This is a genomic window from Raineya sp., from assembly GCF_053497555.1.
The window spans coordinates 1-20,877 of the sequence record NZ_JBRCWE010000035.1 but is presented as its reverse complement, the minus strand read 5'-3'; the positions used below and the strand labels follow the sequence as shown (position 1 = coordinate 20,877).

The following is a 20,877-nucleotide window of genomic DNA, read 5'->3' as shown; positions in this document are numbered from 1 at the left end:
AATATCAGACAGGTTCAATCCATTTGCCGTCTTCTTTGATGAGGTTAATGAGTTCATCAAGGGCATTTTCTTCGGCTACGGTGCGTTTGACTATTTCTTTGCCCCTATACAAAGAAATTTTGCCTTTGCCCGAACCTACATAGCCATAATCGGCATCTGCCATTTCGCCGGGTCCATTTACAATACAGCCCATTATAGCAATTTTGACACCTTTGAGGTGGTCGGTGCGTTTGCGAATTTTAGCAGTAACTTCTTGCAAATCAAAAAGCGTTCTGCCACAACTTGGGCAAGAAATGTATTCGGTTTTTGTAATGCGTGTGCGTGTAGCTTGCAAAATACCAAATGCCAGACTATTGCCTTCTGAGATTAGCTCATTAGGCACGGAAATCATCAAGCCATCGCCTAATCCGTCTAATAGCAAGCCTCCTATATCGGTAGAGGCATCAATTTGTAATTGTTCCAAATCTTGGGTGCAATAGCTTCGCCAAATTATTACAGGTAAATCAATGCGATTTTGTATGAGCCTTACAACTAATGCCCTAACAGCAGGCAAAGCGTGAGGATTACCTGTTTTCAAAACCATTACCCAAGACTTTTTTTCATTTTGCAAGCGATGAAGCAGTTCCCCTTGTAAATCTGTACTATCTACATCAAGCAAAAGAAAATTGAGTGTGGGGGAGAAATCATTACAAGAAAGATATTCGGTTAGATTGCAAAGAGGATAAGCCTTTTCAGTTTTCTGCTTTAGCCAAACTTGATAATCTTGTATTGCTTGCAAACCATTAGGAAGCATAAAAGGAACAGATTTGTTGCCTAAATACAAAAAATCTGCTCCAAGGTCATTCATTGCCCATTTGTCGGTAGCAGGGAGATAGAAATGTCCAATTTTTTTCAAATCGTCCATTTCAATTTTTTCAAAGGTGGAAAAATCAGCAATCACACGAGGGACATTTTTCGCCCCAATATTCAAAATTTCGCAGGTTTCGCGACGATGATAGGCAAAAGGATTGATAGGGTAGTTTTCAATAGCAGGAATGGGCTTTTGTAGTTTTTCTCGTTCTGTATAGCGATTAACGAGTTTTTTGGCTACGGGAATTTCATATTCAGGGTCTTCGGTGAGCGAAACTCGCACTGTATCGCCTAATCCATCTTCCAAGAGAGTTCCAATGCCTACGGCAGATTTTATTCTACCATCTTCGCCATCGCCTGCCTCGGTTACGCCCAAGTGTAAAGGATAGGGCTTTAAGCCTTCTTCTTGGAGGCGTTGTACCAGAAGCCTGTATGCCTGCACCATTACTTGCGGATTGCTACTTTTCATTGAAAGCACAATATTGTAAAAACCTTCATCTTCGGCAATACGCAAAAATTCCAAAGCAGATTCTACCATTCCCAAAGGGTTATCACCGTAGCGGCTCATAATTCTATCGGAGAGTGAGCCGTGATTCGTACCGATACGCAAAGCTGTACCATATTCTTTACAAATTTTAAGTAATGGCACAAATTTTTCTCTGATGCGTTCAAGTTCGGCTTGGTATTCGGCTTCGGTGTATTCTATAATCTCAAAGCGTTTTCTATCAGCAAAATTTCCCGGATTGATACGTACTTTTTCTACAATGCGAGCCGCAAGTTCGGCGGCATTGGGCGTGAAATGAATATCAGCAATAAGCGGAGTAGTGTAACCTAATTTTCGTAGTTCTTTTTTTATATTTTGTAAATTTTCAGCTTCTTTAATACTTGGTGCGGTAATACGTATGTATTCGGAGCCAGCCTCAATCAGGCGAATACATTCCGCTACTACCGCAGGGGTATTCATTGTATCGGAAATGGTCATAGTTTGCACCCGAATGGGGTTATTACCGCCCAAAGGTACATCTCCAATTTTTACTTCAATCGTTTGCCTGCGTTGATACTTTGTAAGCGAAGGGCAATACAAAAATTTGCTGTGGCTTTGCGTTTCTTGCATAAACAAAAAATTTACCACAAAAATAAACAAAAAACTCAAAGAAAAGTTGTAAGGAGTTGTAAGATATTATGAAATTACATCATATTAAGTTTAAAATTTACTTCACCAACACAAATGCCCCCCAATATTTGGGGTGGATATACTGCTGACGAATAGCTTTTTGAGCTTCATAAAAACTTTCTTGTAGGCTCATACCTTTGTTTTGCCAGTTTTCGTAGAGCATCTCCATAAACTTTTGCGTAGCTTCGTCATCTACTTTCCACAGCGAGATAATCAGATTTTTAGCCCCTGCCTGAAAAAATGAACGTTGCAAACCAAAAACTCCTTCCCCATTCAAAATTGCTCCTAAACCTGTTTCGCAAGCAGAAAGCACCACCAAAGCAGTATTTTGTAATTCCAACTGAGCTACTTCGTAAGCCGTCAGGATACCATCTTCTTTTTCGGAGTTTAACTCGCCCTGTCTTAAACTTTTGCTACAATTTGCCAGTAGCAAACCCGAACGCAAAAGAGGATTTTTATTCACCAAACTTTGCTTTACATCAAGTTCTGAACCCGTATCTACATCTTCTAAAAAAAATCCGTGTGTGGCGATATGCAAAATTTGTGGATTAGATACTTTTTTGATAGCTTCTTCGGTAGCTTGCTTGCTTTGTAACAGATTTACTTGTAAGCCCTTTTTCTGCAAAATATCAGCAATTTTATCTGTTTCTTTTTTCGTACCGGGCAAATAGCTTACACTTTCAAAATCTAAGAAACGAGAAAGTTTTTGCTTTTCTTTGTTAGTGATTTTAGTACTATACCCTCTATTTTCGGGTTTTTCTTGTTTTTCGTCAGTTCCTTGATAATCAGGATAGCCTACGAGAAAAGCATTTTTATTGGAAACTGAAAGATTATCAGTTTCTATTAACTTTTTCAAGTTGGTGAGTTGATAAATTTGCAAAAACTCTCCTAAAAATTGCTTTTTGGTTTCATCATAAAGAGTTGCCAAGTTGATTTTATGATACACGCCATCGGGTGAAAAATAGATTTTCTTGAAATTTGTGCTTTGTAAAACCTTACTTTTTTTGATGATATTTCCCCAAAAGTTGTCGTACAACTCCTGATAAAATTGTGTTTTACGAGTTTCTATCACATTGCCGTAGAGGGCTAATTGTTCTGTTTCTAAAAGTGAGGCATTTGGGGCAAGTAATAATTCGGGGGCTTCTTTGGTTTGGGTAGTAATGATTAAAAAAACATAAGCAGTATCTGTTTTCTGACGATTGGTAGGGTTTTGTGTCAGCGTTCTGATAACCTCAATAGCAATCTCATCATTTTTTAGCTGTTTTTGAATGTCTTTCCAAGAGTATTTTTTGGGTGTTTTGCCTAAATCTACCTTTTTAGAAAGTTCTTTTTCCAAAAAATTAAGTTCTTCTGTAACTTGTTTGATTTGGGTATCGCTTTTTTGGGAAACAGGTGCGTTCAAAAGTTTTAGATACTCATTTTTTTTAGCGAGCCATTGGTTGTAGAGTTGGGTAATTTGAGGGTTTTTGAGAGCTATCACTTTTTTCTGTAAATTTTGTGAAGCCTCCGCAATCATTCCTTTGGTAAGCAGGCGAAAATCCAACAAATCTGCGTAAATATTGGGCTTATACGAAGGATAACGAATGCAGAAATCTATGTAATTTTCAAAAAATCTTTGTTGATTTCTTACAAAACTAATTTTTTCATTTTCTGAAAGTATGGGGAAAATCTGAAAAATTCGTTCTATTTGCTTACTTAAATTTCTTTGATAGATTTTTTCGGCTTCCGAGAAATTATTTTGCAAGCTATGTAGCCAAGCAAGGTTCTGTTCGGCAGTCAGATAAGTTTGATGTTCTTTGCCATAAATTTTTTCTTGGATTTGCAAGGATTCAAGGAGTATAGGTTGAGCTTTCTTATACTCGCCTGCTCGGATAAAATTTGTGCCTACATTATTGAAAACTACCCCTGTAAAAATATTTTCTTTGCCATAAAGTTTTTCGGCTACACTTTTAGCCTTTTCCAAATAGAAAGAGGCTTCTTTGTATTTTTTGGCTTCGGAAAGCGTATAGGCAAGATTGTTGAGTATAGAAAGTAGTTCAGGCTGATTTTCACCATAGTATTTTTGTGCGATTTCCCAACTTTTCAAGCCCAATTTTTCAGCTTCCTCGTAATTGCCTGTCATTGCAAAAATATATCCAACATAACTAATCGCATTGGCATATCTGATATGATTTCTATCCCAAATCTGTTCGGATAAAGACAAAATTTGCTGATACAAGTCTAAAGCCTTCTCTAAATTGCCAAGCGTAATATAGAATTGAGCAAAATTGTTGAGAAGTTCAATATAATTGGAACTTCGCTCTCCAAAAACTTTTTGGCAAATCGTTTGAGCTTCTAAATATTTCTCTTCGGCTTGCAAAAAACTTTCTTTTTCGGTATAAATAACAGCCAAATTTTGCAAAACAGAAATATAATAAGGCGTATTTTTCCCCACATTTTTCTGAAAGTAATCGGCACATTTCATTAGGTCTTTTTCTGCCGTTTCTGTTGCACCGAGTTCTTTTTTTAGCACGGCATAATTCATCAGGCTTATGTGGTATTCGGGGCTATTTTTGCCAAAAACTTTTTCTTTGATGCTTAAAACATTAGCTAAAAGTGGTTCGGCTTGTTTGTATGCTCCTTGCTTGAAATATAAACCTGCTAAATTGCCTAAAATGGTGGCATAAGTGCTTTTTTCTTTACCGAAGTGCTGTTCGCAGAGTTGTTGAGCTTCTTTGTAGAGCTTTTCGGCTTCAACAAAAAACGCCTGATGCTCTTTCAAACTACCCAGACTATTGAGCGAAAGGATATAATTGAGTTTATCGTTTCTTTCATTGAAAATATTTGTGGCTTCTTGCAAGAGTTTTTCGGCATCTTGCCATTTGCCCAAGTCCTGATACACATAGCCCAATTGCGAGCAGGTAAGTGCATAATCGGGGTGCTTCTTGCCCAAAAGTTTTTCTTGCAAAGAAAGGCTCGTTTTTAGGTAGTTTTCGGCTTTGGTAAATTGATAGGTATTTCGGTAAAAAGTACCAATATTATACAAGTAGTTGGCATATCTTGCATCTTCGCCAAATTTATTTCGGGTTTCTTTAATGAGCTGTAAAAAAGTTTCTTCGGCCTCTTTTAATTTGCCTTGCTTATACAGAACCGAAGCTAATCCGTTCAGGGCAGGGTAGAAAAGCGGTTTTTCGGGATTAGTTCTTTTCATTATTTCTCTAAAATACTTTTCAGCTTCCTCAAATTTTCCTTGTTCTTTGCAGATTGCCCCCAAGGTATTGTAAATGGAAAGGTCTATTTCAGGGGCAGACTTGTTGAGCTGATAGGCTTCTTGGGTGTATTTTTCGGCTTCGGCGTAATTTTCTTGCAAATAATAGTTTTTTCCAAGATTGTGAGCCGCCATTTCCAAAAAACCTTCCTGATTTTGAGGAAAGATAGTTTTTGCTATCTCGTAGGCTTCCCGAAATTCTTTTTCTGCTTCTTTGTACTGCAAATTGTCTTCGTAGGCTCTGCCTAAAAGCGTTACAATGTAATAATAGTTGATATTATTTTTCCCTACATAGTCAATAGCTCCTTGTTTGGCGTAAAAAAATTGACTGATAGCTTCTTTGTAATTTTTTGCCTGATAGGCACTCACGCCTTGCTTGAATTGTGTTTGCCAATCTTGGGCTGAAAGATTGCACACAGCCAAAAGATAAAGCCCGAAAAAGCAGATTATTTTCATAGTTGAATGTTTTTTGATTTTGAAAGAGCCTTTCAAACCATAATCTAAACTAAAAAATTGTAATTTTTTGATTTACTGACAATCACTCATTGCTTTTTGGCAACGTTGGTATTCTTTGCTACTTGTTCCTTTTTGCTCTCTGAATATTTCCATTGCCTCTTGCAAATAAGGTTTGGCGTTTTTGCAGTCTTTCACATACCGATAACATTGCCCGATATTTTCAAGGATTAGGGCGTGGTCTGTGCTTTTATTTCCATTGACTTTGGCAGAAATATCTTTGTTTTCTTGCAGATATTTGAGTGCCGTTTTGAAATCATTTTTCAGAAAATAGGTAGCGGCAAGGTTGTTGAGTTGTGCAACGTATGCTTTGGATTGCTTGCCCTGTGTTTTTTCTACATAGCGAAGCATAAAAAGGTAGCATTGCTCGGCTTTCTGAAATTCGTTTGCCATTTCGTAAATGAAAGCTATATCCATTATTGCCTCTGCGTAGTTTTTATCGTTTTCGCCAAATTTCTCTTTCAGAACGGCAAGATATTCATCGGCGTACTGCGAGGCTTTTCCCCACATTTTGAGGTTTTGTGTAGAGATTACCAAACTACCGAGCAAAAAATGATAGTAGTTGCCAAAATTTTCTTTGTTCAAAACTTTTTTAGCACTTTCTAAGTATTGCAAAGCCTCCTGATATTTGCCTTCTTGGTTGAGTTGTATTCCCTTTTGTAAATCTTCTTGTGCTTTTACTTGTTCGGCAGGAATAAGTTTGCCATTTTCGTCATAGTTTTTGCGTTCAAGCATATTGCCTTTGTCGTTGTAGCGGGCTTCTTGCATTTTTAGACCTGTATCATAATACCAGACACACAAGCCTTTCATTACTTCTTGTTGTGGGGTGTCATCAATCATTTCGCCTTCAAATTGTATTTTGTGATTGTGAGCATAGTAATCCCTTACTTTCCCAATGGGCTTTCCTTCTTTGTATTCAGTCATTCTGTAATAAGCAACATCATTGCTACTTGTAACCTTCCAATCTTTGTCAAAAAGGATAACCCATTTGCCTTGTCTGCGTCCTTGCGTATCGGTTTTGTTGGGGGCTTTGGGAATATTGTTTTGAGCTTGAACGCTCAAAAACCCAATCAAACAAATATTGAAAATCAAACAAAGTTTTTTCATAAGAATTGTAAATTTATGTTTATTAGGTTAATCCAATCATTGCGGCAACGTAAATAAGCATCAGCAAGCCTAAAAGTAGAGCCATAGCATTAGCGGTGGTCAGTCCGATAATGATAAGTACCAAGCAAACTATGCAAGAAATAATTGCTAAAATTTCTGCAACATCAGAATTGATAAGTAGAGCAATGGTCATACTTATCATTGAAATAAACCAGTATGCCCACGATTGCTCCGAAAATAAAAGCAAAAAAGTAACAATAGAAACCAGTCCGAACAAAATAGCCCAAAACTTACCACCTTTTGTGGTTTTATGGGTTTGTTCGGGTTTTTGATGTTTTAGGTTTTTCTTGATTTTGGCAAGGAATTTTCCTGATATAGCAGGTTTTACTAAAATCTTTTCATTAGTAAGTTTTTTGGAAAATTTCAGGGGTTCAATTTGTTTAACTGAAATAGGGGGCTGTGGTTGAATAAAAAATTGAGCAGCGGAATTTTCTATCACTTTTTCAGTGTTATAGGTATTAGTTTCTATTTCAGCCATTCTCACAGCCGATTCGTTTTGCGAAAAAGCCCAGATAGGTGTTAAAAACATCAAAATCAGGGCAAAAAATGTGTTCTTCATAATCTTAAATTTTTGTTTTAAGGAATAAAAGTATTAGGGTTCAAAATATTCGGTGCCGTTGCGGTCTATGTAGAAAGTTTTACCATTTTTCAAAGAAACTTTTGCAATGCCATTGACAAAACTCCACGCATAACCGTATTTGCAAGGAATAACTTCATTTCCTGTTTTATCAATAAATCCCCATTTACCAAAACTTTTTATGGGAGCAAGTCCTTCATTAAAAAACGTAGCTTCTTCGTAAGAGAGAGTGCTCAAAGCCTGTTCGTAAGGGGGAACGACTATTTTTAGGGAGCGGTTTATGAATACAAAACCTTTATCATTAAGTTTTACGGCGGCTAATCCTTCAAAAAACCATCTTGCATCATCAAATTGGCAAGCAATTATTTCTTTTCCTTTTTTATCAATAAAACCCCATTTTTTATTTTTCATTACAGCAGCAAAGCCCTCATTGAAGGAAAGAGAACTCTCGAATTGAGCTGGAATAACAACTTTTCCTGTATTATCGATAAATCCCCATTTTTTGTTAATTTGCACAGCTGCCAGATTTTCACACATACACCCTGCATATTCGTATTGGCAAGCAATCACCTCTTTGCCCGATTTATCAATAAAACCCCATTTCTTGTTGCGTTTTACGCGTGCTAAGCCACTACAATTCTTTTTTAAGTTCTCGCAAAAATCGCCCACCTCTTCATATTGCAAGGATATCACTTCTTTGCCTGTGGGGTCAATAAAGCCCCATTGCTTATTCAGTTTTACTTTTGCCAAACCTTCTGTAAAATCGCCAACAGATTCGTATCTGCAAGCAACAACCTCCTTCCCTGATTTATCAATAAAACCCCATTTTTTGTTGATTCGTACAGCCGCCAGATTTTCTCTAAATTCGCTAACCTCTTCATATTTGCACGCAATCTTAATGGTTTTATCAGGCGAGCAAAAGCCCCACATATTGCCTTTTCGGTAGGGAATAAGCTCGGGTAGGGTTTGGGCAAAGGTTTGTAAGCTAAAGGCTAAAAATAAGCCCAAGAATGATGTTTTGAGCATATTAAATTGATTAAATAGGTTAATGAATTATTTTATCGGCTCTTTTATCCATTTAGAGCCTTTGGCGGTACGAATAATACGGGCGGCATCATTTTGCCCAAAAGTTTCGGCATAGCCCTGCGGACCCAGTACAAACTCCTCTACAAACCAGCCATCTTTGGTTTTGTAACATTCCTTATGTCGGAATTTAATTTTTACTTCGGCACGAGTATCGGCACCTGCTCTAATCAATAGTTTGATGATGTTTTCGTTGCCTTTTGCCGCCGCCATATGCAAAGCAGTATAACCTGTAACCTTGGCATCGCATTTATCTATTTCATAGCCCTCTATTACTTTGCATTTGGCATTTGCTTTGGCTTTGCGTTTGAGCAGTTCCAATACCATTTCTTCTCTCTGGTACGAAACAGCCTGCATCAAAGGCGTGAAGTTTTCGTAAAGCCAAGTTTTTTCCTGCCATTTTATACTGGCATTTACATTTTTAGGGTCTTGCACAAGTTGCATAAAGCGTTCTTGGTTGCCATCGCGAATAGCCTCAAAAATTTCGGTTTGGGCTTGGGTGGTTGCTAATCCTAAAACTATCCAAGCGAAGGTTAAAAAATAGTTTCTCATAAGATTTTTTTACAAAGTAGACATTCTATCTTGATTTTTTCCATACGTCAAATGACGTATTTTGTATTTTTTCTGTAAATTGCCGCAAATAATGTTGTAACAACAAAAATGCAATTAGATATTTTAGTTTTTGCCGCACACCCCGACGATGCCGAACTTTCCTGTTCAGGTACGCTTGCCTTACACATAGCACAAGGCAATAAAGTAGGTATCATAGACCTTACCCAAGGCGAACTTGGCACGCGAGGAAATATCCAAACTCGTCAGCAGGAAGCCGAAAAAGCCTCACAGATTTTAGGCTTACATTTACGAGAAAATCTGAAATTTTCCGATGGATTTTTCCGAAACGATAAAGAGCATCAACTTGCAATTATTCAAAAAATAAGGCAGTATAAGCCTAAAATTGTGCTTACCAATGCCATCACCGACCGCCACCCCGACCACGCCCGTGCCGCCGAATTGGTGCGAGATGCTTGCTTTTTGGCAGGTTTGAGAAAAATTGAAACTGGTCAGCAGGCTCACAGACCCGATTTTGTGTATCATTTCATTCAGGATAGGTACATACAACCTACTTTTGTAGTAGATATTACAGATTTTTGGGAAATCAAGAAACAGGCAATTTTGGCATATAGCACTCAATTTAATGCCACAGACAACAACGAGCCACAAACCTACATTTCTACTCCCGAATTTTTTGCCTTCATAGAAGCCCGAGCCAAAGAGTTTGGGCATCAGATTGGAGCTATTTATGGCGAAGGTTTTACTACCAGCCGAATGGTAGGGGTCAATTCGCTTTGGCATCTACGATAAAAGTTTCGTAATTGTTAAAGTCTAATTTATAGTGCAGAAACAGGAAACAGGATTTAGAATATTGGATATTTAGAGGGAGCAGAATTTCCCCAAACTCTTGAACCTTCAATTTTTTTGAACGTAAATAATTACAAAGTTTCTTGCAGTTTTATTTGAAAATTTGGAAGGAATTGCAAATTTGCGTAAATTTCGCAAATTCTTTTGGTAGAAATCTTTTGCTTGAAACAAAATGAAAGCCTTTGTCAGCCGTTTATTACGTCTTTTTAGGTTCAACGCACAATCTTTTCAGAGTCGTATTGCTTTAAGTATTGCTATTGCAGGCGTTTTGATGATAGCATTTGCTTATCTGCTTATTGGGCGAATGGTACAGGTAACCAAACGCAACGAAGCCATCGCTTCTACCTATCAGCCTGTAAAGTTGTATGCTTATGCTTGTTTTCAGGCAGTCAATCAGATGATTTCTATTCTACAAAATAGCGTTTATGCCGCCGAACAACGGATTAGCTCTCGGACAAATGAAGAAATTTTGGATTTATGGGAAAAAAAGGCTCTTGCTTTCAATGATTCCTTGCAAAGAATGGTAGCAAGGCGTACCAATGAGCCCGAATTAGCCGTAACTTACGAAGCTATTGCCGATAGGCTTGCAAAAATGGATAAACTCGTAAAAGAAGCTATTTCTATCAATAAAAAAGGGCAACGAAGTCCTGTATATTATTCCGATAGGGTAGATGTATCGGATACAACGGCTATCAAAGCCAATAAGGCTATTACTTTCTACGACGACGCTCTTGCGTTTCTTCTTGCCAATGAGATTACACGCCTACAAAAAGAGTTAGATGTCTATTTTTCACAACTTATCAGTTTTAACGACAAGGCTACTGAAAAGTTATACGTAGATATTGAGCAAGAAAATCAGTTTTTTACACTTTTTCAGGTAATTGTGTTCCTCATTACGGCGGTGGCTTTAGTAGCTCTTATTTTCTTGCTCAATAGCCATATCGGAAAAAACTTGGAACAAGTGGATATTTTTACCGAAGAGCTTGCCGAAGGGGGCCTACCCGAAACCTTGCACACCCAAGTAAGTGAATTAGAGCCTATTACTCGTAATTTGAATATACTCACCAAGAACCTGCAAAACTTACGAAAATACGCTATTAGTGTAAAAGAGGGCAGATACGATGCCGAACTGAATGTTTTTGAGGGCAAGGGAACTTTTGGAGAGGCTATTGCACAGATGCGAGAAGGGCTTTTGAAAGTATCGGAAGAGGAGCGTATTCGTACTTGGCGGAACGCAGGTATCGCTAAATTTAGTGAAATCTTACGCCGTGAAAGTAACAACTTGGAAAGGCTTTCCGAAGAGCTTATCGGCGAACTTGTAAAATACGTGGGGGCTAATCAGGGAGGAGTTTTTATTGTAAATGATACCGACCTCAATCCGAATGAACATTTTTTGGAACTTGCCGCCGCTTATGCTTACAACAAAAAGAAATTTATTGAAAAGAAAGTTCTCAAAGGGCAGGGCTTAGTGGGTAGAGCGTGGTTGGAAGGCTTGCCTATCTATCTGAGCGAAGTGCCTAACGACTACATTGAAATAAGAACAGGTTTAGGTGGGGCAAATCCGAAATATGTTTTTATTGTACCGCTCAAAATCAATGAGAAAGTAGAAGGGGTAATGGAACTGGCTTCTTTTCACGAATTTGAGGAGTACCAGCAGGAATTTATCAAGCAGATAGCTGATAGTGTGGCTTCTACTTTTTCAAGTACCAAAGTGAATCGCCGTACCCAGCAACTATTGGAAGAATCGCAAAAAATAACAGCTCTGATGAGAGAAAAAGAAGAAGAGTTGCGTCAGAATATTGAGGAGTTGCAGGCTACCCAAGAAGAAATGCAGAGAAACCAAAGAGAGCTTTCAGAAAAAGAGGGAAATATGAGGGCTTTGTTGGATAATGCCTCTGATGCCATTATGGCATTTAATCATAAAAGGCAAATTACGGTTATCAACAAGGCGATGAAGAACCTTTACGAGTCGGTTGGTGTGTATTTGGATATGGGCAGAATTATTGATGATGCTTTTCCGGGTAAAACCTATGAGCAAATGATGGAGGAAATCAAGAGAGCTTTATCGGGAGAGCGTTTCAAAACCAGTGCCACCGTTACCATTCGTGGGGTTACGTATTATTACGATATTCTTTACAATCCGATTTACAACGAAAGGCAAAGAGTAGTAGGGGCTTCGGTATTTGTTACTGATGTTACCCAACAACGCACCGCCGAAATTGAACTTAAAATGAAAGAAGCCAATTTGCAATCGCTTATCAACAATACCGAAGACTCTATTATGGCGATTGATAAAAACTATAATTTACTTGTTTTCAACGAAGTTTTTAGAAAAAGACGGAAAGAATACAATTTCAAAGAAGGCGATAATATTTTTACCACCATACCCGAACATCTGCACGAAGAATGGAAAAAATATTACGATAGGGCACTAGCAGGAGAGCGTTTTGAAAAAGTTATCAAAAGGGACTTGGGTAATAAAAAAATTCAGTACCGCGAACATTCCTTCAATCCTATTTTCAACGAAAAAGGGGAGGTAATAGGTATTTCTGTTTTTGCCAAAGATATTACCGAAGCCAAACTCGCCGAAGCCGAAAACCAAAGAATTATGGCTACCCTCTTTGAAAAACAAAAACAAGATAAAAAACGCATTGAAGAACTTGAAAAGCAACTCAAAGAACTACAAGAACTTTTAGAAACCAAAACTTCCTGAAAAATAGAGACAGGAAATAGGAAGCAGGAAACAGGAAGTAACTTGGATTTGGGCGTAAGAAACGCAGCCTTTACTCACGACTTGCGAACCTTTGAACTCTTAAACTCAGAAACCTTCAAACCCTTGAACTCTTTGAACGTAAATACTTACAATTATGCGAAAAATTTTTGCCTTCAGCTTGCTCATTTTGGCTCATAGTATTTTTGCTCAAAAAAAAGATAGTTTGGTGCTATTGCAGACCGACTATGGCGATATGCTGTTTGTACTCTATCCACAAACCCCCAAGCACCGAGCCAATTTCTTGAAACTTGTTCGTGAGAAATTTTATGATGGTTTGCTTTTTCACCGAGTTATTAAGGATTTTATGATACAAGGCGGAGACCCTAATTCCAAAAATGCCAAACCCGGTGAAATGCTTGGAATGGGCGGGCTGGATTATCGTGTTGATGCTGAATTTCACCCTGAACTTTTCCATAAAAGAGGAGCGTTGGCGGCGGCTCGCGACAATAACCCCCAAAAGGCTTCCAGCAGTTGTCAGTTTTACATTGTACAAGGCAGAACCTTCACAGATGAGGAGTTAGATGCTCTTTCTGCCCGAATACAGCACAAGTTTCCAGTGGAGCATCGCGAGTTTTACAAAACTAAAAAAGGAACCCCCCATTTAGACCAAAACTACACGGTTTTTGGTGAGATGTTGGAAGGGTTTGATGTACTTGAAAAAATCATTGCCGAACCTACCGATGCCCGCGACCGCCCGTTGAAAGATGTACGAATGAAAGCCTCTATCAAGGTAATGAAACGCAGTGAGGTTACCAAAAAATACGGCTTCCAGTATCCTGAAAAGCCTTCCAAGAAAAAGAAAAAAGCGAAGAAAAAAGAGTAGTAAGAACTCAGATTTGCGTACAATCAATGGCAGTAATTTCGTAAGCCCATTTCAGACTTTTGAGGTATTCAAGGGTAAGGGGGCGAGGAGGGCTATCCATTTCGTAAAAGTGGCAAGCCAAATCATTTTTCCCTTTTCTTGAAACCGAGGCAGTAGCAATGTTGCAATCGTCTTGAGCTAAAATATTGGCAAGGAAGGCGAGTTTTCCTTTGGTATCTTCTGCCAGTACAATGAGCGTGTGCATAGATGCCGAAATATTAGCCCGAAAGCCATTGTAGGAGGCAATATTGATAATTCCCCCACCACGACTTTCGCCAATTACTTCAATTTGTTTGCCTTCGGCTTCCAGTTCTAACTTTACGGTGTTGGGGTGGTACAGAGAGGCATTGCCAACGGCTTTGAAAGTGTATTGCAGACCTGCTTCTTGGGCGAAATCAAAGGAGTTTTTGATACGTGTATCGTCTGTGGCAAAATCCATTAGCCCTGCAATGATAGCTCTATCGCTACCGTGTCCTTCGTAAGTTTGGGCAAAGGAATTGTAAAAGGTGATAGTAGCTTTTTGGGGCATTTTGCCCAAAATCTTATGAGCTACTCTACCAATGCGTACTACACCTGCTGTATGCGAGCTTGATGGTCCTATCATTATGGGACCTATCATATCAAAAATACTGCTTCGTTCATTCATTAGCTCATATTTTAGACGTTGCACTTACCTTCGTAAAGGTAAAAATTTTTGACGAAACCTCAAAACCTAAAATTATACGTCAGTGTAGGAATGATAGGAAAGAGGGCGAGCTGTCGGGCTCGGAATTGAGTAAAAAAGTTAATTTGGACGTTTTCTTCGGTAGGTTCGTAGTAAATGACAAAAGCATTGCGACGATTGTAGAGGTTGTAAATGCTAAAAGTAAGGTCAGATTCGCCCCACTTGGGCTTAAATTTGCGTATAATGTTCAAATCGGCTCGGTGATAGGCAGGCATTTGGTAGTTGCTTCTTTCGCCAAAATCATTCCCCAAAAGAAAATTCGCTCCATTTACCCCTTGTACGCCAAATCTGCCCTGTGGGATAGTTACCCAATTGTTGTTGCCAAAAACCCAATTGAAGGCAAATGTCCATTTTTCATTCAGTTTGTACATTAGCACAAGGGCTATGTCGTGGCGTCTGTCGTAACGGGGGAAAAAGGCTTTTCCAAAATTGATGGGAGCATTGTTGTTGGAAGAGTCAGCAAATTGGCGTTTTGTCCAAGAAAGCGTATAGCCGAGCCAGCCTGTAAGTTTGCCTGCCTTTTTTTCAAGATAAAGCTCTAATCCGTAACTCCAACCTTTGCCAAAGACAAATTCGCCATTGAGATTGTCGTTGAGGAAAAGATTTGCCCCATCGCGAAAATCAATTTGGTTTTTCATTTGTTTGTAATACACTTCTGCTGTGAAAAGCAGTTCATTGTTTCGGAACAAATGACTTACCCCCGTAGCTACTTGTCTGGAAAGTTGCGGTTTTACTACTTCGTTGGAAGGATACCAAATATCTGTGGGCAAGGTAGCCCCCGAATTGGAAAGCAAATGCACGTACTGGTACATTTGGGCGAAGCTCGCTTTGAGCGAAGTTTGCTCATTGAGCTTGTAACGCAAAGCTGTACGAGGTTCAAGACCTGCATAAAAAGTTCGGTTTTGCAAAAAGCCTGAAGCCCGTAGACCTGCATTGAGTCGCCATTTTTCGTTGAGTTTGAGGTCGTCGTTGAAGTAAATGCCCATTTCGGTAGCCTCGAAAGTGCTTCCTGAATTGAAATTGACGCGGTTATCATCGCTGGCAAAGCGTATGCGAGCCACTCCAAACTGATGATGAATGGCTTGAGCCCCAAAACGAATATGATGTTTTTCGCTATGCAGATAATCAAAGTCGGTTTTGAAGTTGTAATCTTTGATGTTTGAGCCAATATTGAAAAGGAAAGAAGCAAAGCGATTGCGAATTTTGTACTGATAATCCGAGTAAATAGCAGTAGTATTTAAGAATAATTTGGGGCTAAAAATATGATTCCAACGCACCGTAGCCGAGCTATTGCCCCAATCAAAATCAAAGTTAAAATTACCCCGATTGCCTGTAAATTTGAACACATCTCTGCCGAAATAGCCACTGACAAAAATCCTATCTTTTTCGCTAATTTCGTAGTTGGCTTTGAGGTTCAAATCGTAAAAGTAATAATCGGGGATAGGGTTGTAATTGGGTTTGCCTTCGTTGGCTTTATTGATTTGACGAGTGATGATATCAAAATACGTCCTTCTGCCCGAAACAATAAAAGACGATTTGCCTTTTTGAATAGGACCTTCAAGCGTGAGTCTTGATGAAATCAGTCCTATGCCACCTGTACCCGAAAAACGATTTTTATTGCCTTCACGCATCTTGATATCCAGCACTGAAGAGAGCCTGCCTCCGTATTGAGCGGGGAAATCGCCTTTGTAGAGTTCTACGTTTTTGATAGCATCGGAGTTGAAAATGCTGAAAAAACCAAAGAGATGAGCGGCATTGTAGATAAGCCCTTCGTCTAAGAGAACCAAATTTTGGTCGGGTCCGCCGCCGCGTACATACAAACCCGCCGAAGCCTCCGAACCCGACTGCACGCCCGGTTTGAGTTGCAAGACTTTTATCAAATCCGTTTCACCAAAAATGACAGGTACGGTTTTTATTTCTTTGTAATCCAGTTTTTCTACGCTCATTTGCGTTTTTTCTACGGCATCTTTGAACTTATCTTCGCCCACTACTTCAATGGCTTCAATTTGCTCTTGGGCTTGGTCGGTTTGCAAAAGTATATTGAGCGTGAGACTTTTGGTAAAGAAAATTTTTTGTGTGTATTCGGCATAGCCCACAAAACTGGCTTTCAGGATAATGGTATCGTTGCTGATAGGAATTTCCAAAGCATAGTAGCCATAAGCATTGGTAAGAATACCCACTTTGCTTTTGGCTTCCCAAACTGATGCCCCAATGAGGTCTTCGCCTGTGGCGGCATCACGTACATAGCCGCTAATGGTGAGTTTATTTTGGGAAAAGAGGGGGGAAACGAAAAAAAATAATACGCTTAATGCGATAAATGTGTTTTTCATAGCTTGTTTTTTGCAAAAAACGGCTAATATTGCCCTTTTGTTACAAATATACGCATAAAATTTCTAATTTGCTCAAAAAATTCGGCTATGCAAGAAAAAAAACTTTGGTTACAAAATGCTCTGAAAGGCGATATAGAAGCCATTATTTTTGACTTGGGCGGGGTGATTATTGATATTGATTTCAATCTTACGCTCAAAGCCCTTGAAAAATACACCTCGCACCAGTTCGGCGAGGGCGAATATCTTACCAAACACCCTATTTTTTATGAGTTTGAAACAGGAAAAATTTCTGAAAATGCTTTTTTTTCAGAAATTCAGAAAGTTTTTAGCCTAAATGCTACCTTAACTGAACTTAAACAGGCTTGGAATGCTCTGCTTTTAGATATTCCACAGAAAAGGGTAGATTTGCTTCAAAACTTGCAAACCCAGCTACCTACTTTTATTTTGAGCAATACCAACCCTACCCATTTGCAAGAGGTAGAAAATATTTTGCAAAAGCAAACGAGTGCTTCTACGCTTAAAATGCTTGTCAGAAAGCCCTATTATTCTTTTGAAGTGGGAAAAGCCAAACCTGAAAGAGCCATTTACGAACAAGTAATTGAGGAAAATAGGCTCAAACCTGAAAAAACACTTTTTGTAGATGATAGCTTACGAAACTTGGAAGGAGCAAAAAAAGTAGGTTTGCAAACTTTTCATATTGTACCTTTTGTAGAAGATATTTGCGATTTTTTTAGCGAGTAGTCCAAAAAATAGCCCAAAAGGTGCTTACAAGAGCGGTTAGCTCAGCCCAAAAAACTTTTTCTTGTAATAAGTCAAAAGAACTTTGCTTTTGAAAGTATTGACTATTTGTAATTTTTTCTTTGGGCAAAGAAAGTTCATCATTATTTTCTTGTATATTTTCTGGCTGATAGGTGTTTTGAGGATTTTCCGAAGCCTTTTTTTCAAGCTCTGCGAGTATTTCTTTGAGTTGTTTATTTTCTTGCGTTAGGTTGCGGTTACGAGTTTGTAGCCATTTGTTTTGTTGGTTGAGCTTTTTGTTTTGTTCTTGTAAGGTTTTGTATTCAGGGTGATTATCCAAAAGATTTTGCACTTCTTTGAAAGAATAAAATCTTTCAAGACCGCAAACAATGCACTTTTGGCTATCGCTGTAATTAACGGTTTCGCAAGAAATACAAAGCCAAGACATAGCAGTTGGGTTCTACTTGTAATTGTGTAGAAAACAATAATCAGAAATCAAGATATTTAGACATTACTAAACTTTACCAACCGTGCAAAAGGAAAAACACACCTGCACCTACCAAAAATCCTGCAATAGCAATCAGCGACATACGTTTCAGATACCACGTAAAGGTAATATCTTCCATACCCATAGCGGCAACGCCTGCCGCCGAGCCAATAATGAGTATGCTTCCGCCTGTACCTGTGGAATAAGCTGTGAGTAGCCAAAATTTACTATCCATAGGAAACTGCTCCATAGAATACATATTCTGAACCGCCGCAAGCAAAGGCACATTATCCACTACCGAAGAAGAAGCCCCAATAATAAGAGAAATGAGGTTAAAATCCTTGACGGCATTCGTTACTATTTCAGAAAAATTAGTGAGAATGTGGGTAGATTCCAAAGCCCCTACGGCAAGTAGTATCCCCAAGAAAAACAGGATACTGGAAGTATCAATGCGTGAAAGGGCGTGAGCCACAGAAAGGGGACGGCGGCGTTCATCATCTTTATTGCTATGGATAACTTCGGAAATAACCCAAACCAAACCCAGCCCCAAAAGCATACCCATAAAAGGAGGCAAACCTGTAAGTGTCTTGAAAATTGGCACCATAATTAGTACGCCTACCCCCAAAGCCAGCATCGTTTTGCCATCGGGGTTGGCTTCCTCATTTTTTTCACTAAACTGCTGAATTTCTTGCTTGGGAAGTTTGAACTGATAATAAACAAGCGGCGTGAGGGCACAAGCCAAACTTGGTAAAAATATTTCAGTAATCACTGCTCCTGCCGAAACTTGTCCTTTTATCCAAAGCATTGTGGTAGTTACAGCACCTATCGGCGACCATACGCCTCCTGCATTAGCACAAATTACCATTACACCTGCAAATAAAAGCCTTTGTTCTTTGTCTTTGACAACCTTTCGCAAAATAGAAACCATTACAATTGCCGTGGTGAGGTTATCAATGATTGCCGCTAAAAAAAATGAAATTAGGCTCATTACCCAAAGCAAACGCTTATTATTTTTGGTATTGATTTGATTTTTAACAATATCAAAGCCATCGTGAGCATCTATGAGTTCTACGATGGTCATAGCTCCTAAAAGAAAAAATAAAATTTGTGAAATTTCTGCCAAATGATGGTATAATTGTTCCTGAACAAGTTGTTTGTTATCAGCAGCTACGATATAAATAGCCCAACAGATAATACCCGCCAGCAAAGCAGGGGCAGTTTTATTGAGGCGAATATTATGCTCCAAGGCTATCAGTAAATAGCCAATACAAAAAATAACGATAATAGCAGTAATCATTGCTTGGTTGAGTTAAAATTTCCGCAAAACTATGGAATATTAACGAGAAAGCAAGGATTTTGTTGTTGAAAAAAGATAGGCAGAGTAGCGAAAAACACTCAGTAAGGCAATTTTACACAAAAAGCACTGCCTTTTTCAGGTTCGCTTTGAAGGGTAATAGTGCCTTGCAACTGCTCTACGGCTTTACGAACAATATACAGCCCCAACCCATTGCCTTGCGAATAGGTGCTGGCACGAAAAAACATCTGAAAAATTTTCTGATGATACTGTTCGGGGATACCAATACCATTATCAGTTATGCGTATGCAAAGTTGATTTTCTTGTCTGAATACTTCTATTTTTACCCAAGCACCTTCGGGGCGAGCAAAAATAAGGGCATTTTCAATGAGATTGTGCAAAATGGCTTTTATGGCTTCTTTTTCGGCATAAAAATCTAAACGAGGCTCTATTTGTTTAATGATTTCTACCTTTTTCTGTGCTATCAATCTTTGAAGTAAAAGCAATACTTCGCTAAGAATTTCCTCAAAATCAATGAATTTTTTTTCGTTAATTTGATTGTGAATGGCACTGATGCTAATAAGTTTACGAAGCATTGCGTCCATTCCCAGCACAGTATCATTGATGTACCCTAATATTTCTTGCATTTCTTGGGACGGGTTTTGCATCTTAGCAAGCTCTAAAAGTCCTAAAATATTAGTGAGTGGGCGGCGTAAGTCGTGAGCCGAATGATAAAAAAAAGTATCTAACTCTTCGTTGATAGAAATAAGTTTGGCAGTGGTTTGGTTAAGATTTTCAGTTCTTTGCTTGACCAAATCCTCCAAACCTTGATTAAGATATTGTATAGAAGCATATTGAGCCTGCAATTCCTGATTTTGCTCACGTATGATTTCTGCTTGTGATCTAATTTCCTCATTCTGTTGGATAATCTCATTATTCAATTTTACTAAATACTCATTGGCTTCCTGCAAGAGCTTCTCGGAGCGTCTGCGTTGCAAGGCTTGATAGGTAAGCGAAAGAAAAGTACCAATACTTACACCAAAAAAAATTTCATCAGGAAGCCAAATTCGCATATTATACTGCTCAAAGCAGATGATTCCTGCCAATTTGCCACCCATAAAGAAAGGTACATCTAACAGGGATTTACCCCCCATAGGTTTAAGATAAATTTCGGTGAGTTCGTAAGTAGCGGGATTATTGAAAGCATCGTTGGCGACAATAATATTTTCATTTTTGAGAATTTCAAAGTAAGTGGGAAAATCCTTCATATACAAGGTATTAGCCTCAATATCTTTGATGCTGATGTGTTTTTGGGCTTTGTGGTCGTACATTTCTATACATTGTACTACACCTTGATTTTCATCATATGCCCAGATACTAATCAAATCTGCACCAATAAGTTGATGTAAATTTTCGGTAATCAGTGGCAAAGCTTCATTCCACAAACCTTCTACAATAATTGGGTGATTGAGCAGATATTTGAGAAATTTTATACCCTCTTCGTGCTTTTGGGTGAAGCGTTGGATACGTCTTTCAGCTTGATTGAACTGCTCCACTTGCCACTTGACGATAGTTCGCAGTACGCTATCGTCGTGGATATTAGCTACATTTTGGCTAAAATAGGTTTTTACGTTATTATC

15 protein-coding genes are annotated in these 20,877 nt (G+C 38.7%); 4 read left to right on the top strand and 11 right to left on the bottom strand.

Annotated elements, in window-relative coordinates; translation table 11 throughout:
* Window positions 1-4 precede the first annotated feature (4 nt).
* The 6 genes from ispG to ACWITO_RS04330 form a co-directional block, all read right to left on the bottom strand.
* Window positions 5-1,963: a (E)-4-hydroxy-3-methylbut-2-enyl-diphosphate synthase gene (gene ispG, locus ACWITO_RS04355; protein ID WP_101358892.1), complete on the bottom strand. Its 1,959-nt coding sequence runs from the start codon at window positions 1,961-1,963 to the stop codon at window positions 5-7.
* Between the two features lie 97 nt (window positions 1,964-2,060).
* Window positions 2,061-5,726, bottom strand: coding sequence for a tetratricopeptide repeat protein (locus ACWITO_RS04350; RefSeq protein ID WP_448528788.1), 3,666 nt, complete (start codon window positions 5,724-5,726; stop codon window positions 2,061-2,063).
* A gap of 72 nt (window positions 5,727-5,798) precedes the next feature.
* Window positions 5,799-6,890: a tetratricopeptide repeat protein gene (locus ACWITO_RS04345; protein ID WP_448528787.1), complete on the bottom strand. Its 1,092-nt coding sequence runs from the start codon at window positions 6,888-6,890 to the stop codon at window positions 5,799-5,801.
* A gap of 22 nt (window positions 6,891-6,912) precedes the next feature.
* Window positions 6,913-7,509: a hypothetical protein gene (locus tag ACWITO_RS04340; RefSeq protein ID WP_448528786.1), complete on the bottom strand. Its 597-nt coding sequence runs from the start codon at window positions 7,507-7,509 to the stop codon at window positions 6,913-6,915.
* Between the two features lie 33 nt (window positions 7,510-7,542).
* On the bottom strand, window positions 7,543-8,553 hold the full coding sequence (locus ACWITO_RS04335) for a WG repeat-containing protein (protein ID WP_448528785.1): 1,011 nt from the start codon (window positions 8,551-8,553) through the stop codon (window positions 7,543-7,545).
* A gap of 27 nt (window positions 8,554-8,580) precedes the next feature.
* On the bottom strand, window positions 8,581-9,162 hold the full coding sequence (locus ACWITO_RS04330; protein WP_448528784.1) for an ankyrin repeat domain-containing protein: 582 nt from the start codon (window positions 9,160-9,162) through the stop codon (window positions 8,581-8,583).
* Window positions 9,163-9,270: 108 nt separating this feature from the next.
* Here ACWITO_RS04330 and bshB1 point away from each other — a divergent pair, with 108 nt between their 5' ends.
* The 3 genes from bshB1 to ACWITO_RS04315 all read left to right on the top strand — a co-directional run bounded on the left by bshB1 (window position 9,271) and on the right by ACWITO_RS04315 (window position 13,625).
* Complete coding sequence (gene bshB1 / locus ACWITO_RS04325; RefSeq protein ID WP_448528783.1) at window positions 9,271-9,972, top strand: bacillithiol biosynthesis deacetylase BshB1; 702 nt, start codon at window positions 9,271-9,273, stop codon at window positions 9,970-9,972.
* Between the two features lie 229 nt (window positions 9,973-10,201).
* A complete protein-coding gene (locus ACWITO_RS04320) occupies window positions 10,202-12,742 on the top strand; it encodes a PAS domain-containing protein (RefSeq protein WP_448528782.1) in 2,541 nt (846 codons plus the stop codon).
* A gap of 154 nt (window positions 12,743-12,896) precedes the next feature.
* On the top strand, window positions 12,897-13,625 hold the full coding sequence (locus ACWITO_RS04315; protein ID WP_448528781.1) for a peptidylprolyl isomerase: 729 nt from the start codon (window positions 12,897-12,899) through the stop codon (window positions 13,623-13,625).
* 7 nt (window positions 13,626-13,632) lie between these two features.
* Here the strand turns inward: ACWITO_RS04315 and sdaAB are convergent, their stop codons facing one another.
* Both sdaAB and ACWITO_RS04305 read right to left on the bottom strand, forming a co-directional pair.
* Window positions 13,633-14,310 (bottom strand): L-serine ammonia-lyase, iron-sulfur-dependent subunit beta, encoded by a 678-nt coding sequence (gene sdaAB, locus ACWITO_RS04310; protein ID WP_448528780.1) that lies wholly within the window; start codon window positions 14,308-14,310, stop codon window positions 13,633-13,635.
* A 59-nt stretch (window positions 14,311-14,369) separates the two neighbouring features.
* Window positions 14,370-16,718: a TonB-dependent receptor gene (locus ACWITO_RS04305; RefSeq protein ID WP_448528779.1), complete on the bottom strand. Its 2,349-nt coding sequence runs from the start codon at window positions 16,716-16,718 to the stop codon at window positions 14,370-14,372.
* An 87-nt stretch (window positions 16,719-16,805) separates the two neighbouring features.
* On the opposite strand from ACWITO_RS04305, the gene ACWITO_RS04300 reads away from it, so the two are divergent.
* Entirely contained in the window at window positions 16,806-17,459 is a 654-nt protein-coding gene (locus tag ACWITO_RS04300; RefSeq protein ID WP_448528778.1) for an HAD family hydrolase, read from the top strand.
* On the opposite strand, the gene ACWITO_RS04295 is transcribed toward ACWITO_RS04300, so the two are convergent.
* From ACWITO_RS04295 to ACWITO_RS04285, 3 genes are all read right to left on the bottom strand, one after another.
* Window positions 17,449-17,904, bottom strand: coding sequence for a zinc finger protein (locus tag ACWITO_RS04295; protein ID WP_448528777.1), 456 nt, complete (start codon window positions 17,902-17,904; stop codon window positions 17,449-17,451). The two genes, ACWITO_RS04300 and ACWITO_RS04295, sit on opposite strands and share 11 nt — an antisense overlap.
* Window positions 17,905-17,977: 73 nt before the next feature.
* A complete protein-coding gene (gene nhaD, locus ACWITO_RS04290; RefSeq protein ID WP_448528776.1) occupies window positions 17,978-19,240 on the bottom strand; it encodes a sodium:proton antiporter NhaD in 1,263 nt (420 codons plus the stop codon).
* A gap of 98 nt (window positions 19,241-19,338) precedes the next feature.
* Window positions 19,339-20,877 (bottom strand): GAF domain-containing sensor histidine kinase (locus ACWITO_RS04285; RefSeq protein ID WP_448528775.1); only part of this gene is annotated, 1,539 nt, incomplete at its 5' end.

What these genes read in the sequence shown, in the direction of transcription:
- ACWITO_RS04315 (WP_448528781.1), top strand. Translation starts at nt 12,897, where the DNA reads ATGCGAAAAATTTTTGCCTTCAGCTTGCTCATTTTGGCTCATAGTATT.
- ACWITO_RS04295 (WP_448528777.1), bottom strand. Translation starts at nt 17,904, where the DNA reads ATGTCTTGGCTTTGTATTTCTTGCGAAACCGTTAATTACAGCGATAGC.
- ACWITO_RS04305 (WP_448528779.1), bottom strand. Translation starts at nt 16,718, where the DNA reads ATGAAAAACACATTTATCGCATTAAGCGTATTATTTTTTTTCGTTTCC.
- sdaAB (WP_448528780.1), bottom strand. Translation starts at nt 14,310, where the DNA reads ATGAATGAACGAAGCAGTATTTTTGATATGATAGGTCCCATAATGATA.
- bshB1 (WP_448528783.1), top strand. Translation starts at nt 9,271, where the DNA reads ATGCAATTAGATATTTTAGTTTTTGCCGCACACCCCGACGATGCCGAA.
- ACWITO_RS04345 (WP_448528787.1), bottom strand. Translation starts at nt 6,890, where the DNA reads ATGAAAAAACTTTGTTTGATTTTCAATATTTGTTTGATTGGGTTTTTG.
- ispG (WP_101358892.1), bottom strand. Translation starts at nt 1,963, where the DNA reads ATGCAAGAAACGCAAAGCCACAGCAAATTTTTGTATTGCCCTTCGCTT.
- ACWITO_RS04300 (WP_448528778.1), top strand. Translation starts at nt 16,806, where the DNA reads ATGCAAGAAAAAAAACTTTGGTTACAAAATGCTCTGAAAGGCGATATA.
- ACWITO_RS04335 (WP_448528785.1), bottom strand. Translation starts at nt 8,553, where the DNA reads ATGCTCAAAACATCATTCTTGGGCTTATTTTTAGCCTTTAGCTTACAA.
- nhaD (WP_448528776.1), bottom strand. Translation starts at nt 19,240, where the DNA reads ATGATTACTGCTATTATCGTTATTTTTTGTATTGGCTATTTACTGATA.
- ACWITO_RS04330 (WP_448528784.1), bottom strand. Translation starts at nt 9,162, where the DNA reads ATGAGAAACTATTTTTTAACCTTCGCTTGGATAGTTTTAGGATTAGCA.
- ACWITO_RS04320 (WP_448528782.1), top strand. Translation starts at nt 10,202, where the DNA reads ATGAAAGCCTTTGTCAGCCGTTTATTACGTCTTTTTAGGTTCAACGCA.
- ACWITO_RS04350 (WP_448528788.1), bottom strand. Translation starts at nt 5,726, where the DNA reads ATGAAAATAATCTGCTTTTTCGGGCTTTATCTTTTGGCTGTGTGCAAT.
- ACWITO_RS04340 (WP_448528786.1), bottom strand. Translation starts at nt 7,509, where the DNA reads ATGAAGAACACATTTTTTGCCCTGATTTTGATGTTTTTAACACCTATC.